The organism is Oryzomicrobium sp., assembly GCF_036820405.1.
Taxonomy (GTDB): Bacteria; Pseudomonadota; Gammaproteobacteria; order Burkholderiales; family Rhodocyclaceae; genus Oryzomicrobium.
In genome coordinates, this window is sequence record NZ_DAISLS010000006.1 from 228,501 (window position 1) to 241,824 (window position 13,324).

General features: G+C 68.6%; 10 protein-coding genes. 5 read left to right on the forward strand and 5 right to left on the reverse strand.

What is annotated here, in order from left to right; genetic code table 11:
• Positions 1-31: 31 nt before the first annotated feature.
• The 5 genes from V7Z98_RS07555 to moaE all read left to right on the forward strand — a co-directional run bounded on the left by V7Z98_RS07555 (position 32) and on the right by moaE (position 4,063).
• Entirely contained in the window at positions 32-1,309 is a 1,278-nt protein-coding gene (locus tag V7Z98_RS07555) for a hypothetical protein (protein WP_334157545.1), read from the forward strand.
• A gap of 160 nt (positions 1,310-1,469) precedes the next feature.
• Positions 1,470-2,054, forward strand: coding sequence for a molybdopterin-guanine dinucleotide biosynthesis protein B (gene mobB, locus V7Z98_RS07560; RefSeq protein WP_293263845.1), 585 nt, complete (start codon positions 1,470-1,472; stop codon positions 2,052-2,054).
• A 27-nt stretch (positions 2,055-2,081) separates the two neighbouring features.
• Complete coding sequence (locus V7Z98_RS07565; RefSeq protein ID WP_293263846.1) at positions 2,082-3,320, forward strand: molybdopterin molybdotransferase MoeA; 1,239 nt, start codon at positions 2,082-2,084, stop codon at positions 3,318-3,320.
• 19 nt (positions 3,321-3,339) lie between these two features.
• Complete coding sequence (gene moaD, locus V7Z98_RS07570) at positions 3,340-3,594, forward strand: molybdopterin converting factor subunit 1 (protein ID WP_293263847.1); 255 nt, start codon at positions 3,340-3,342, stop codon at positions 3,592-3,594.
• Between the two features lie 4 nt (positions 3,595-3,598).
• The gene (gene moaE, locus V7Z98_RS07575; RefSeq protein WP_334157546.1) at positions 3,599-4,063 is read left to right on the forward strand and encodes a molybdopterin synthase catalytic subunit MoaE; all 465 of its coding nucleotides are present in this window, start codon (positions 3,599-3,601) and stop codon (positions 4,061-4,063) included.
• Positions 4,064-4,143: 80 nt separating this feature from the next.
• Here the strand turns inward: moaE and V7Z98_RS07580 are convergent, their stop codons facing one another.
• From V7Z98_RS07580 to V7Z98_RS07600, 5 genes are all read right to left on the reverse strand, one after another.
• Positions 4,144-5,493 carry a DUF805 domain-containing protein gene (locus V7Z98_RS07580; RefSeq protein WP_334157547.1) on the reverse strand — a complete coding sequence of 450 codons (1,350 nt, stop codon included), beginning with the start codon at positions 5,491-5,493 and terminating at the stop codon, positions 4,144-4,146.
• A 181-nt stretch (positions 5,494-5,674) separates the two neighbouring features.
• Positions 5,675-7,321, reverse strand: coding sequence for a methyl-accepting chemotaxis protein (locus V7Z98_RS07585; protein ID WP_293263850.1), 1,647 nt, complete (start codon positions 7,319-7,321; stop codon positions 5,675-5,677).
• A gap of 212 nt (positions 7,322-7,533) precedes the next feature.
• The gene (locus tag V7Z98_RS07590) at positions 7,534-9,192 is read right to left on the reverse strand and encodes a methyl-accepting chemotaxis protein (protein WP_293263851.1); all 1,659 of its coding nucleotides are present in this window, start codon (positions 9,190-9,192) and stop codon (positions 7,534-7,536) included.
• 377 nt (positions 9,193-9,569) lie between these two features.
• Positions 9,570-11,162, reverse strand: a complete 1,593-nt coding sequence (locus V7Z98_RS07595) for an acyl CoA:acetate/3-ketoacid CoA transferase (RefSeq protein ID WP_293263852.1) — start codon at positions 11,160-11,162, stop codon at positions 9,570-9,572.
• Positions 11,163-11,682: 520 nt separating this feature from the next.
• The gene (locus V7Z98_RS07600) at positions 11,683-13,092 is read right to left on the reverse strand and encodes a sigma-54 interaction domain-containing protein (protein WP_293263853.1); all 1,410 of its coding nucleotides are present in this window, start codon (positions 13,090-13,092) and stop codon (positions 11,683-11,685) included.
• Positions 13,093-13,324: the final 232 nt, after the last annotated feature.

The window sequence follows — 13,324 nt, forward strand, 5'->3', positions numbered from 1 at the left end:
CCAACCGACACCCGATTGACGACCCCACGCCATGACCGCCCAGACCGTGCCTGACGCCCAACGCGCCGCCGCCGAGCAGCGCAACGCCGTGCCCGACGCCGGACGGCCCGATCCCGCCGTGCTCGACGCCCGCCTCGGCAGCGAAGCCCTGGCCGGCCGGCCCACCCTGTTTTCCGCCGCCCGGGTCCACGTGGCCCAGGCAGACCTGGATGCCATGGCCGCCTTCGCCGCCGCCATGGAGGCCGTTGCCGCCCTGCCGGCCTGGCGCGAAGTGGCCCTGGCCCAGGCCCCGGCCAGCGCCGCCGAACGGGCCGGCCGCGACGTCGCCGCCGAGAGGCCCCTGGCTGCCTCGGCCTTCATGGGCTACGATTTCCACCTGTCGCCGGAAGGCCCGCGCCTGATCGAGATCAACACCAACGCCGGCGGCGCCCTGCTCATGGCAGCCCTGCTCGATGCCTGGCAACCCGGCCAGGGGGCGGCCCTGGAAGAGGCCATCGCCGCCATGTTCGCCGCCGAACTGGCCCGGGAAGGCAAGTGCGCCGCCCTGCCTCGGGCGGTGGTGGTGGACGAGGCGCCGGCCGAGCAATATCTGGCCCCGGAATTCACCCTCACCGTGGATCTGCTCGCCCGTCACGGCTGGCAGGCCGCGGTGGCCGATCCTGCCGAACTGGACTGGGACGGGGCCTGCCTCACCCATCAGGGCCAGCCGGTGGACCTGGTCTACAACCGTCTCACCGACTTCTACCTGGATGCCCCGTCTTCCCAGGCCCTGCGCCAGGCGTGGCGCAGCGGCGCGGCGGTGGTCACCCCCCATCCGGCGGCCCACGCCTTGTTCGCCGACAAGCGGCTGATGACCCGCCTGTCCGATCCGGCCTGGCTGACCGAGGCCGGCGCCGATGCCGCCACCCGGGCGGCCATCGCCGCCTGCACGGCCGAAACCCGCCAGGTCACCCCCCATAATGCCGAGGCCCTGTGGGGCGAGCGGCGCCGCTGGTTCTTCAAGCCCGCCGCCGGCTTCGGCAGCCGCGCCGCCTACCGGGGCGACAAGCTGACCAAGCGGGTGTTCGAGGAGATCGTCGCCGCCAGCAGCGATCCGGCCGCCGGCGGCTACGTAGCCCAGGCCCTGGTGCCGCCGTCCACCCGGATGGTGGCGACGCCGGAAGGGGATCAGCCCCTCAAGGTGGACGTGCGCAACTATGCCTACGCCGGCCAGGTGCAACTGGTGGCGGCCCGCCTCTACCAGGGCCAGACCACCAACTTCCGCACCCCGGGCGGCGGCTTTGCCCCGGTGCTGGCGGTGGCCGGCTGAGGGCGGGATTCACCCGCACGCGCCGGGCAGCGGGGGCGTCGGTTTCGTCCCCGGCCCCTGTATTCCCAGCCTCCCTGCGCCGTCCGGCGCCCGGAATCCGCCACCGCCGTTTTTGACCCGCGCCGTGGCGCCTGGTCCCATTGCACGCTATCGTTCGTCCATGACCGAATCCCTTCGTCACGCTTCTTCTTTGCCTTCCCCCACGCCCGTGCCCCGGGCCGCCGACCTGACCCCGCGCATCGCCGGCAAGACCGTGTTCGGCTTCGCCGGCTATTCCGGCTCGGGCAAGACCACCCTGATCGAACAGCTCATTCCGCGCCTGATCGCCCGGGGGCTGCGGGTGTCCCTGATCAAGCACGCCCATCACGATTTCGACATCGACAAGCCGGGCAAGGACTCCTATCGCCACCGCCAGGCCGGCGCGGCGGAGGTGCTGATCACCTGCAATTCCCGCTACGCCCTGCTGCACGAACTGCGCGGGGCACCGGAGCCGACCCTGGCCGAGCACCTGGAGCGCCTGTCGGCCTGCGACCTGGTGCTGGTGGAAGGCTTCAAGAACGACCCGATCCCCAAGATCGAAATTCATCGTCCGGTTCACGGCCGGCCCCTGATCTATCCTGAAAATCCCTACGTGGTGGCAGTGGCCAGCGATGCCGACCTGGACCTGCCGCCGCCCTTGTCCCGCCTCGACTTGAACGATCCGGACGCCGTGGCCGACTTCATCGCCGCCTACGTCCGGACCTGACCCACGCGACTACGCAAGAGAATGCCCATGCTGACCCTGCACGACGCCCTCGACCGCCTTCTCGCCGCCGCCACGCCGGTGAGCGGGGAGCGAGCCATCCCCACCATCGCCTGCGCCGGCCGGGTGTTGGCCCAGGAGCAACGCTCCGCCATCGCCGTCCCGCCCCTGGACAACTCGGCCATGGACGGCTACGCCTTCAACCATGCCGACGTCGTGGCCGCCGCTGGGGCCGACGGTCGCGTCACCCTGCCGATTTCCCAGCGCATCACCGCCGGTAGCGTGGGGCTGCCCCTGCGTCCCGGCACCGCCGCCCGCATCTTCACCGGTGCACCGATCCCCCCCGGGGCCGATACGGTGCTGATGCAGGAGCGCACCGAGGCTGATGCCGAGGGCCAACAGGTGACCCTGCTGGACGTGCCCGCCGCCGGTACGGCGGTGCGCCGCCGCGGCGAGGACATCGGCGAGGGCGACACCATCCTGCCCGCCGGGCGCAAACTCACGCCCCAGGACGTGGCCCTGGCCGCCTCCGTCGGCCTGGCCACCCTGCCGGTGTACCGGCGGGTGCGGGTGGCGGTGTTCTTCACCGGCGATGAACTGCGCATGCCCGGCGAGCCGCTGCCGCCGGGGGCCATCTACAACTCCAACCGCTTCGCCCTGGTGGCGCTGCTGGAGCGCCTGGGTTGCGAGGTCAAGGATCTGGGCCAGGTGCCGGACAAGCTGGAGGCCACCCGCACGGCTCTGCGCGAGGCGGTGCAGCAGGCCGACCTGATCGTCACCTCCGGCGGCGTCTCGGTGGGCGAGGAAGACCACGTCAAGCCGGCGGTGGAAGCCGAAGGCCGCCTCGACCTGTGGCAGGTGGCGATCAAGCCGGGCAAGCCCCTGGCCCTGGGCGCGGTACGCGGCGGCGACGGGCCGACCGGCGAGGTGCCCTTCATCGGCCTGCCGGGCAACCCGGTGTCCAGCTTCGTCACCTTCCTCACCCTGGTGCGCCCCTTCGTCCTCAAGCTCCAGGGCGTGGCCGACGCCGCGCCGCGCAGCTACCCGATGCGCGCAGGTTTTTCCTGGACCCGCCCCGATCCGCGCCGCCACGAATACCTGCGCGTACGCCTGGGGGCCAACGGTGAGCTGGAGTGCTTCCCCAACCAGGGTTCCGGGGTGCTCACCTCGGTGGCCTGGGCCGACGGCCTGGTGGAAAACCCGCCGGGCACCGTGATCGCACCGGGGGACATCGTCCGCTTCCTGCCCCTGGCCGAATTGCTCGGCTGATTTCGTCGCAAGGACCGCCATGACCGTGACCGTGCTGTACTTCGCCGCCCTCAAGGAAGCCCTGGGGGCATCGTCCGAATCCCTGGCCCTGCCCGCCGGGGTGGCCACCGTGGCCGATCTGCGCGCCCACCTGGCAGCCCGGGGCGAGGCCTGGGGGCAACTGGCCTCGTTCAAAAACCTGCGTTGCGCGGTGAACCAGGACATGGTGCCGCTCACCGCTGCTGTGAAGGAAGGCGACGAGGTGGCCTTCTTCCCCCCGGTGACCGGGGGCTGAGGCCATGAAGATCGCCGTTCAGGAAGCCGACTTCGATGTCGGTGCCGAGCTGGCCGCCCTGACCCGGGGCCAGCCGGCGGTGGGGGCCTGCGCCAGCTTCGTCGGCTATGTGCGCGACCGCAACGACGGTGCGGCGGTGGCGGCCATGACCCTGGAGCACTATCCGGGCATGACCGAAAAGGCCCTGGCGGCCATCGTGGACGAGGCCCGGGGCCGTTGGGACTTGCTCGATGTGACCGTCATCCACCGGATCGGCCGGCTCGACATCGGCGACCAGATCGTCCTGGTGGCGGTGACCAGCGCCCACCGGGGCGAGGCCTTCGCTGCCTGCGAGTTCATCATGGACTACCTGAAGACCCGGGCACCGTTCTGGAAGCGGGAGGAAACCCCCGAGGGTGCCCGCTGGGTGGATGCCCGGGAAACCGACGACGCAGCCGCCGGGCGCTGGGGGGAGGACGGGCGTCGATAGCGCCGGCGCCCGTCGCCCCACAAGCAAAAGGCCGCTGCAATGCGGCCTTTTGCTTGTGGAGGGGGCTGCTGCCAGTGTCGTTATGAGGCTGGGCGCAGATGGTTGTGGACCAGGTTGATGTCCGGGTTGCCGGGCAATACTTTGCCGTTGACCCGCAGCACCGGCAGCATGATGTGCTGGGCTCCGCCGCCGAGCATGTCGTGCAGTTGCTCCGCCGCCTGTGGGTCCCCATCCACGTTGTACACCGCCGGCTGGATTCCGTTGGCCCGCAGCCAGCCGTGCATCTGGTCGCAGCTGCCGCAACCGGGAATGACGTAGAGGTCGACCTGGTTGCTGGCGGCGTAGCGCGTGACCGGCGGCATGGTGGTCTCCTCATCCCCCTCGTCGTCGCCCGTGCTGGGCGGAGCCATCCACTCGGTGCCGATGGCCATGGCCTGGGCGAACTTGACGAGGTTCTCGGGGCTGCGGGTCATCTGCTTGAACGCGGTGACGAGCATCAGGCCGGAGAGGACGAGGGAAATGAGCAGGCGCTTGCCGCCGCCGGCATGGGGCGGGGCGCCGTAGTCGTTGTCGTCCTGGCTGCCGGGGATGAAGAACAGGGCCAGGCTCATCAGCACCCCGACGATGGGCACTGCGGCGATCAGGGAGAGCCAGCCGCTGTGGCCCGTGTCGTGAAGGCGCAGGGCCAGGCAGCGCACCGCATAGACCAGGCCGATGAAAATGCCCAGGCCGGCGATGAAGAACTGGCCCGTGGACACCGCCAGGAGCACGCCGGCCAGCCAGACGATGGTGGCGACGAAACCGCTGGCCAGGTAGTCGAGCCGGCCAAGTCGTCCGCTGAAGCCGATGCCGATCAGGCTGGCACCGTCGATGCCCATGGCTGCCGGCTGGCGCAACCCGGCGCCGGCGCCAATGCCGGGGTTGCGGGCCGGACCGGCTTGCTGCACGGTCAGTTGTTCGCGGGCCTCTTCGGCGGCCTGCTGCTGGGCGAGCAGGTAGCGCGGCATGTCGAGGCCGCACTGTCGGCACAGGGTGCGCTTGGGCTGGGCCTCGCCGCACTTGGGGCAGACGATTTCCTCCACGGCTGTTTCCACGGTTGGCGCGGCAGTTGTGGCTGCCTCGGCAGTCTCGGTGGCGACGTTCGCCGGGGCGGCCGTAGCCGTTGGCGTGGCTGGTGCTTCCACCACCGGCGCGATTGGGGCAAGGGGTTGCCGCATCGCCTCAAGGTCGAGGCCGCGCAGGTGCGTCAGCCATTGCTCGCTCACGGGGCCGGTGGCGCTTTTGACCACGACCACGGGCCTGCCGCAGAGCATCTGGGCCAGCTGGTCGCCCTGGAGCTTGAATGCCCTGCCTACCTGATCGAAGACCTCATTCAGTGGGCGTCCGGAGACGGTGCGTCCGGAAATGATCACGCGATAAAGTTCTGTCATTGTCGATTTTCCCCGCAGCGCGGCGTCCGGCCTGGGGCGGCCTTGTCGAATGCTTCATTGCTTATGCATCGAGTATAACAACGGGGCGCCATGTCACCGGTGGTGCAGGATGGGTGACCGTATCGCTGCCCCATGAAAAAAGGCGCCTGCTGGCGCCTTTTTTCATGGCCGGAAACTGCGTTCAGCCGATGCGGAAGCGGCTGACGGCGCCTTGCAGGGTGCCGGAAAGCTCGTGCAGGCGGCGTGCCGCGTTGGCGGCGTGGCCGATGGCGCCGGCGGTGTCCTCGGACATCTGGGCGATCTTTTCCACGCTCCTGGCGATGTCGCTGGAGACGGCGCTCTGCTCCTTGATCGAGGCAGTGATGTCGTTGACCACGTCGCGCACCTTGGCGGCGGAGTCGCGAATCTGCAGGATCGATTCGCCGGCCTGGTTGGCCAGGGCCACGCCGTTTTCCACTTGGGCCACGCCAGCTTCCATGCTGGTGACCGCGTTGCGGGTGCCGCCCTGGATCTTGCCGATCATGTCGGCGATTTCCTGGGTGGACTGGCTGGTGCGCTCGGCCAGCTTGCGCACCTCGTCAGCCACTACGGCGAAGCCGCGGCCGGCCTCGCCGGCCCGGGCCGCCTCGATGGCGGCGTTGAGGGCCAGCAGGTTGGTCTGGTCGGCGATTTCCTTGATGGTGTTGACGATGGTGGTGATCTGGTTGGACTGGCGGCCCAGCTCCTCGATGATGGTGGAGGAGGAGCGCACCGAGTCGGCGATCTGGCGCATCTCGCCGGCGGCGCCGTGGATCACCGCCGTGCCCCGTTCCGAGAGATCGCCGGATTCGACGCTGATGCCGTGGGCGACCCGGGCGTTGTCCGCCACCTGGTCGATGGACACGGTCATTTCCTCGACCGCGGCGGCCATGGCCGACGAGGCCTCGCTCTGGTGCAGGGCGCTGCCGGTGACTTCCTCGGAGGTGGCGAGCAGCTGGTCGGCGGCCTCGGTGAGCTGTTCCGAGCTGGAGATGACCTGGCCGATCATGTTGCGCAGTTCGCGCTGCATGTCGCGCATGGAGGACATCAGGCTGGTGGTGTCGCCGGGAGCAAGGCGGATTTCCTCGGTCAGGTTGCCGTCGGCGATGCGCTGCACCGCCGCCTTGGCATCCCGGGGTTCGCCGCCCAGGGCACGGAAGATGCTGCGGTAGGTGAGCACCAGGAAGCCGGCCAGCAGGGCCACGGCGATGCCCATGTAGATGGCGAACTTGAGGGCCTGGGCGCGGAAGATGGTGTCCACGTCGTCGATGTAGATGCCGGTGCCGATCACCCAGCCCCAGGGCTGGAACAGCTTCACGTAGGAGAGCTTGGGCACCGGGGCCTCGGCGCCGGGCTTGGGCCACAGGTAGTCCACGTAGCCGGCGCCGGATTCCTTGACCACCCGCATGAACTCCTGGAAGAACAGCTTGCCGTTGGGGTCCTTGAGCCCCGACATGTCCTTGTTTTCGAGCTCGGCCTTGATCGGGTGCATGAGCATCTTGTTGTCCAGGTTCTGGACGAAGAAGTACTCGCTCTTGCGGTAGCGCATGGCGCGGATGGCGCCCAGGGCGGCCGCCTTGGCCGCTTCCGGTTCCATCTGCCCGGTCTTGGCCTGGCCTTCGTAGTAGGTGACCATGGTCACCACGCCGTCGATCAGGTTGTGCACCTGCTCCTTGCGGTCCTCGATCAGCCGGTCGCGCTGGGCGGCCAGGATGAGGGCGAAGATAACGGCGAGGATGGCGACGCTGGCGACGATCAGCAGTGTGAAGCGCGTCCGCACCGTGAGGCCCTGGGCTGCGGGGCTGGTCATGATTCTCTCCCTTGCAAAAACACGTTGGAGCCGTCGTTTTGGACGCCTTCGTGGCGGGGCGCGGCTCTTGGGGAAAGAACTATATCATGAATGCATAATTATCGTTCTAGCTCAGATAGTTGGCGCTTTTTCTGTGACGTTTCCATGGCAAAAGGCCCTGCGCCGGGATGGGCAGGGCCTTTTGACGGCAAGGCGAAAATCAGGAAGCCGGATCAGGCGACGCGGAAATGCCCCACGGTCTGGCGTAGGGAGTCGGCCAGGGCCTGGAACGAGCGTGCCGATTCGGCCGCTTCACCCATGTGGGCGTCGTTGGCCTCGGCCAGGCGGGCGATGCGCTCCACGTTGATTGCGATGTCCTGGCTGGCAGTGCGCTGTTCCCGCACCGAATCGCTAATCTCGTCGATGCCCTTGTGGGTGGTGGCGACGACGTCGCCGCTCTCGCCGAGCAGGACCGCCACCCGGTCCAGGGTGGCATGACTGGCGCGCAGGGCGGCCAGGCCCTGCTGCACCACCGCATCCAGCTCGGTGGATTTGGCACCCACGGTCTCGGTGACGCCGCCGATCTCGGCGGCCGATTTGGCGGACTTTTCCGCCAGCTTGCGCACCTCGTCGGCCACCACGGCAAAGCCGCGGCCCTGTTCGCCAGCCCGGGCCGCCTCGATGGCGGCGTTCAAGGCCAGCAGGTTGGTCTGGGCGGCGATCTCGCTCACTTCCTCGGTGAGGGCCGAGATGGTGCGGGTGCTGGCGATGTAGTCGGCCACGGCGGTGGCGATGGCGCCCACGGTGGTTTCCACCCCTTCGATCTCGGTCATCAGGGTGGCCACGTTGCTGCGCCCTTCCTCGCTAGCGGCCAAGCTCTGGTCAGAGGTGACGCGCACGCCGTCGGCGGAGTCGGCCACGGTGGCGATGCTGGTGGTCAGTTCCTCGACCTCGGCGGCGATGGTGGCGGCGGATTCGGTCTGCTCCCGGGTGGAGGAGGCCACCTCGCCCACCTGGCTGGCGATACTGCCGGCGGACGCGCTCACCTGTTCGGCAATGGTGTGGATTTGGCGCACCGTGGCCTGGAGCTGCTCGGCGAAGGTGTTGAAGGACATGGCGATACGCCCCACCTCGTTGGCCGATTTCACCGGCAGGCGGCGGGTCAGGTCGCCGTCGCCGGAGGCCAGCTGGGCCATGGAGTTTTCCAGTTCGGCCAGGGGGCGGCGCAGGGCCAGGGCGGTCAGTACCACCATCACGCCGCCCAGCAGCAGTGTGACCCCGGCAATGAGCATGGACAGGGTGCGGGCCGTGCCGGCCTGGCCGAGGACGTCGTCCCGGGTGTTGGTGACGGCCTTTTCCTGGCGGGCGATCTCATCCATCAGCACCTGGCGCAGCTTGCGCCAAGCCGGGGTCTCATCCTTGTTCAGGGTGCCGGTGGCGGCCGCCGTGTCGGCCTTGGCCAAGGCCACGACCCCTTCGCGGATGCCTCGCAGCGGCGCCCAGTTCGCGGCGGCCTGATCCATTGCCTTGGCGAAATCCGGATCGCCCGCGCCGAGCCCCTTGGCCTGGGACAGCACGTCCTCGAATTTCTTGTGGGCGTTGTCCAGGTTCGAGTAGGCCTTGGGATTGCCCGGGTCGAGCACGATGTTGCGCAGGGCCTGGCCGGCTTGCAGGCCCTGGGCGTAGAGGTCCTGGACCAGGATTAGGCGGGCCTGGTCCCGGTCGATGAATTCGCCGAAGCGGTCGGCCACCTTGTCCAGGGAATGGAGGGCGTAGGCGAACGCCCCGGTAATGCACAGGGCGGCGATCCCGAGGAGGGCGAACATGGGGAAGAGCAGGGAATTACGGAAGCCGGCGTTGGGCGAGGGGGGATGGGCGGCAATTTTTGTCATGATTTCCTGTCCATGCGAATATAAATAAGTGTCTATATTCTATACATATAAATAACGCCTTGTCCTCGGGAAATGGCGTGGAATAACGGGCTTGGCGATGGAGGCGTCGGCCGGATGGGAATAACGCTGCTTAATTCCGCTTGGCAGCGCCAATCGGTGCATATGTTTAAGCGAATGGCATTGACGGATCGCCGGGCCGAGGCAGGAAACAGCCAAAAATCGGGCAAAAAAAACCCGGCCGAAGCCGGGGGGACGATCCCTCCTGGGAAGGAAAAACGGTTGGGCTGCTACGCCCTGCGGGTTCAACCGGATAGAGGGGTGCGGGCCGTGCCGTGGCGCGGCACCCCACTATCCCCAGGGTCGAACGCGGCGGGGCGTCAGCCGGCGATCATGGTGCGCAGGCCCATGGGGGCGGGGGCGAAGATGCGTGCGTCCATGAGCTTGAGGTCCGGGCTGATGTGCGGGCGGAAGTCCATCAGGGCCAGCACGTCCTTTTCCAGCTCCACCCCCGGGGCGATCTCGATCAGTTCCAGGGTGCCCTCGGCGGTGAGGCGGAACACACAGCGCTCGGTGATGTACAGCACCGGCTGGCCGCGTTTCGCCGCCACCGGGCCGCTGAAGGTGCGGTGCTCCACCTGCTCGACGAACTTGCGGGTGCGGCCTTCCTGGCGGATCGCCAGCTTGCCGTCTTCCACCGCCACGTCCAGGCCGCCGGCGGTGAAGGTGCCGACGAAGATCACTTCCTTGGCCGACTGGGAAATGTTGATGAAGCCGCCGGCCCCGGTCAGGCGCGGGCCGAACTTGCTGACGTTGAGGTTGCCCTCGGCGTCGGCCTGGGCCAGGCCGAGGAAGGTCAGGTCCAGGCCGCCGCCGTCGTAGAAGTCGAACTGGTAAGGCTGGTCCACGATGGCGGCGGTGTTCACCGCCGCGCCGAAGTTGAGGCCTCCGGCGGGCACGCCGCCGACCACGCCGGGCTCGGTGGTCAGGGTCAGCAGGTCCAGCACCCCTTCTTCGGCGGCCACGGCGGACACCCCGTCGGGCATGCCGATGCCCAGGTTCACCACGGCGCCGGGCTTCAGTTCCATGGCGGCGCGGCGGGCGATGATCTTGCGCTCGCTCATCTCCATGGGCGGGATCGAATCCACCGGCACCCGGATCTCGCCGGCAAAGCCCGGGCTGTAGTCGGTGGCGAAGGTCTGCATGTGGTACTCGGGCTTCTCAGCCACCACCACGTAATCAACGAGAATGCCCGGAATCTTCACCTGGCGCGGGTGCAGGGTGCCCCGCTCGGCGATGCGCTCGACCTGGACGATGACGATGCCCCCCGAGTTGTGGGCGGCGGTGGCGATGGCCAGGGCCTCCAGGGTGAGGGCCTCCCGCTCCATGGTGATGTTGCCGTCGGCGTCCGCCGTGGTGCCGCGGATGATGCCGACGTGGATCGGGAAGGTGCGGTAGAGCAGGCATTCCTCTCCCCCCACTTCAGTCAGGGTGACCAGCTCCTCGGTGGTCGAGGCGTTGATCTTGCCGCCGCCGAAGCGTGGATCGACGAAGGTGCCCAGGCCGATGCGCGACAGCTGGCCCGGCTTGCCGGCGGCGATGTCGCGGAACAGATGGGCGATCACCCCCTGGGGCAGGTTGTAGGCCTCGATCCGGTTGTCCACGGCCAGTTGCTGCAACTTGGGCACCAGGCCCCAGTGGCCGCCCACCACCCGCTTCACCAGGCCGGCGTGGCCCAGGTGGTTGAGGCCCCGTTCGGCCCCGTCGCCCTGGCCGGCGGCATAGACCAGGGTCAGGTTGCGCGGCGCCGCCTCGGCGCCGAAACGGGCCTCCAGGGCCACGGCGATGTTTTCGGGAAAGCCGATGCCGACGAAACCGCCGGTGGCCACCGTGGCGCCGTCATGGATGTGGCTGACCGCTTCCCGGGCGGAAACGATCTTCTGGCGGCGAGGGGAGGTCGGAGTAGCGCTCATGGGAATCCTAACGATGGTGGCTGTGCAGGAAAGTGACGGAATGCCCCGCCGGCGTGCCGGTACGGGCGCGCCCGGTCCGGCAGGCGCGAGTGCGGCTGCCGGCCAGGGGGCCTGGCGGAAGGCGGGAGGCGTCGGGGGATGACGAGGAGCAGCCGGACGCGGGCGCTGGGCCTGGGTCTGGCAGGGCGTTGCGGCATGGGCGCCGCAGCGGGGAAAACGGCAGGGTCATGGCTCTCCTCCAACGGTCGGCGGCTCTCTCGTCCGCTCGCCCTGTTCCTATCGCAGGGGCCGTGCCAGCCGGTTCATCGTATTGAAATAAAAGGGGAATAGGGCAGGGCGTGGCAGATGGCCGGTGCGCCTTGTCTCGGGAGCGAGACGTTTTCCGGAGATTTGGCGGCTGGACGCGTCTCCCAGGCGGGAATGTCTCGGCGCGGAGATGGGGGAGGGCAGCGCCGGGATGGCCAAAAAGCAGAACGCCGGGCGGTGCCCGGCGTTCGTGGCGTTTGCCCGGCGGGGCGGATCAGGCGGCGGCGGAGCCGCCGGTACCGATGCCCAGGGCGGCGATCTTCTTGTACAGGGTGGCCCGGCCTAGGCCGAGGCGCTGGGCGGCTTCGGGCACCTTGCCGGCGCAGGCGGCCAGGGCCTGGCGGATCAGCTGGCGCTCGAAATCGGCGATGGCCTCGCCGTAGTTGGGAATGTCCTGGGGTGCCAGGGGGGCGGCGGTACCAGAGGTGTCGGCAGCGCCCGGGACGGGCTCCGCGGCCGGGGCCAGGCTGGCGAAATCGGCGGCGGACAGGCGCAGGTGGTCCGAGAGCAGGGTGGCCTGTTCCAGGGCGTTGCGCAGTTCGCGGATGTTGCCGGGCCAGGGGCTGCGGCGCAGCAGTTCGATGGCGCTGGCGTCCAGCTCCCGGTGGGGCAGGCCGGTGCGCTGGGCGATGTTCTCCAGGATGTGCTCGCTCAGCATCGGCAGGTCTTCGAGTCGCTGGCGCAGGGGCGGCACGGTCAGGGACAGGACGTTGAGGCGGTAGTAGAGGTCGCTGCGGAAGCGCCCGTCGGCCACCCGCTTGGCCAGGTCCACCGAGGTGGCGGCGATGATGCGCACGTCCACCTTGATCACCCGGTTCGACCCCACCGGCTCCACTTCCTGCTCCTGCAAGGCGCGCAGCAGCTTGGCCTGGAGCGTCGGGGGCATGTCGCCGATCTCGTCGAGGAACAGGGTGCCGCCGTGGGCCAGCTCGAACTTGCCGATGCGGCCCTTCTTGTCCACCCCGGTGTAGGCGCCGGGGGCGGCGCCGAAGAATTCGGTTTCCAGCAGGGTATCGGGGATGGCGGCCACGTTGACGCCGACGAAGGGCTTGTCGGCCCGGTCCGAGGCGGCGTGGATGGCGTGGGCCACCAACTCCTTGCCGGTGCCGGTCTCGCCGAGCAGCAGCACGGTGGTGTCGAGCCGGGCGGCGCGGCGGCCCTGGCGCTTCAGTTCCATGGCCGCCGGGCTGATGCCGACGAAGTTGGAGAAGGTGTATTTGGCGCGCCGTTCCTCGGCCAGTTTCTTCTGGGCCTGGGCCAGTTCCTGTTGCAGCCGGCTGAGCCGGCCGTAGAGGGGCTGCAAGGGCTGGAGCTTGTCGTAGAGGGCGAAGCCGACGGCGCCGATGACCTCGCCGGCATCGTCCTTGAGGGGCAGCCGGGTGACCACGAAGGGCATCGGCTCCGCTTCCAGGATGTCGAGCAGGATCGGCTTGCCGCTGCGCACCACCTCGCCCATCAGGGTGTTGGGGATGACCTCCTCGACCTTCTTGCCGATGGCGTCTTCCGGGGTGGCGAAGCCGAAGCGCTTCACGTAGCGGTCGTTGATCCAGACGATACGGCTGTCCCGGTCCACCACGATGGTCCCTTCGCAGAGATTTTCCAGGCTCTCGAAGAGGGATTGCATGGCGCGTTCCCGGACACGTTGGAAGTCGACGAGCTCGGGCGCGGTGAGGGCGAGGGGCATGGGCGGAAAGGGCAAGTCCAGACGGGCGTTCATAGTATGCCTTCAGGCCGTGGGGGTTAAAGCTGCACTGCGGCAAAAAGGGGCCCGCAGGCCCCTTTTCTTGATGCGGCGCAAACTGCTTACTGGTAGTAGAGGCCGCCGTTGATGTTGATGGTGGCGCCGGTGATGAAGC

What these genes read in the sequence shown, in the direction of transcription:
- moaE (WP_334157546.1), top strand. Translation starts at nt 3,599, where the DNA reads ATGAAGATCGCCGTTCAGGAAGCCGACTTCGATGTCGGTGCCGAGCTG.
- V7Z98_RS07590 (WP_293263851.1), bottom strand. Translation starts at nt 9,192, where the DNA reads ATGACAAAAATTGCCGCCCATCCCCCCTCGCCCAACGCCGGCTTCCGT.
- V7Z98_RS07585 (WP_293263850.1), bottom strand. Translation starts at nt 7,321, where the DNA reads ATGACCAGCCCCGCAGCCCAGGGCCTCACGGTGCGGACGCGCTTCACA.
- V7Z98_RS07565 (WP_293263846.1), top strand. Translation starts at nt 2,082, where the DNA reads ATGCTGACCCTGCACGACGCCCTCGACCGCCTTCTCGCCGCCGCCACG.
- V7Z98_RS07595 (WP_293263852.1), bottom strand. Translation starts at nt 11,162, where the DNA reads ATGAGCGCTACTCCGACCTCCCCTCGCCGCCAGAAGATCGTTTCCGCC.
- V7Z98_RS07555 (WP_334157545.1), top strand. Translation starts at nt 32, where the DNA reads ATGACCGCCCAGACCGTGCCTGACGCCCAACGCGCCGCCGCCGAGCAG.
- V7Z98_RS07600 (WP_293263853.1), bottom strand. Translation starts at nt 13,092, where the DNA reads ATGCAATCCCTCTTCGAGAGCCTGGAAAATCTCTGCGAAGGGACCATC.
- moaD (WP_293263847.1), top strand. Translation starts at nt 3,340, where the DNA reads ATGACCGTGACCGTGCTGTACTTCGCCGCCCTCAAGGAAGCCCTGGGG.
- mobB (WP_293263845.1), top strand. Translation starts at nt 1,470, where the DNA reads ATGACCGAATCCCTTCGTCACGCTTCTTCTTTGCCTTCCCCCACGCCC.
- V7Z98_RS07580 (WP_334157547.1), bottom strand. Translation starts at nt 5,493, where the DNA reads ATGACAGAACTTTATCGCGTGATCATTTCCGGACGCACCGTCTCCGGA.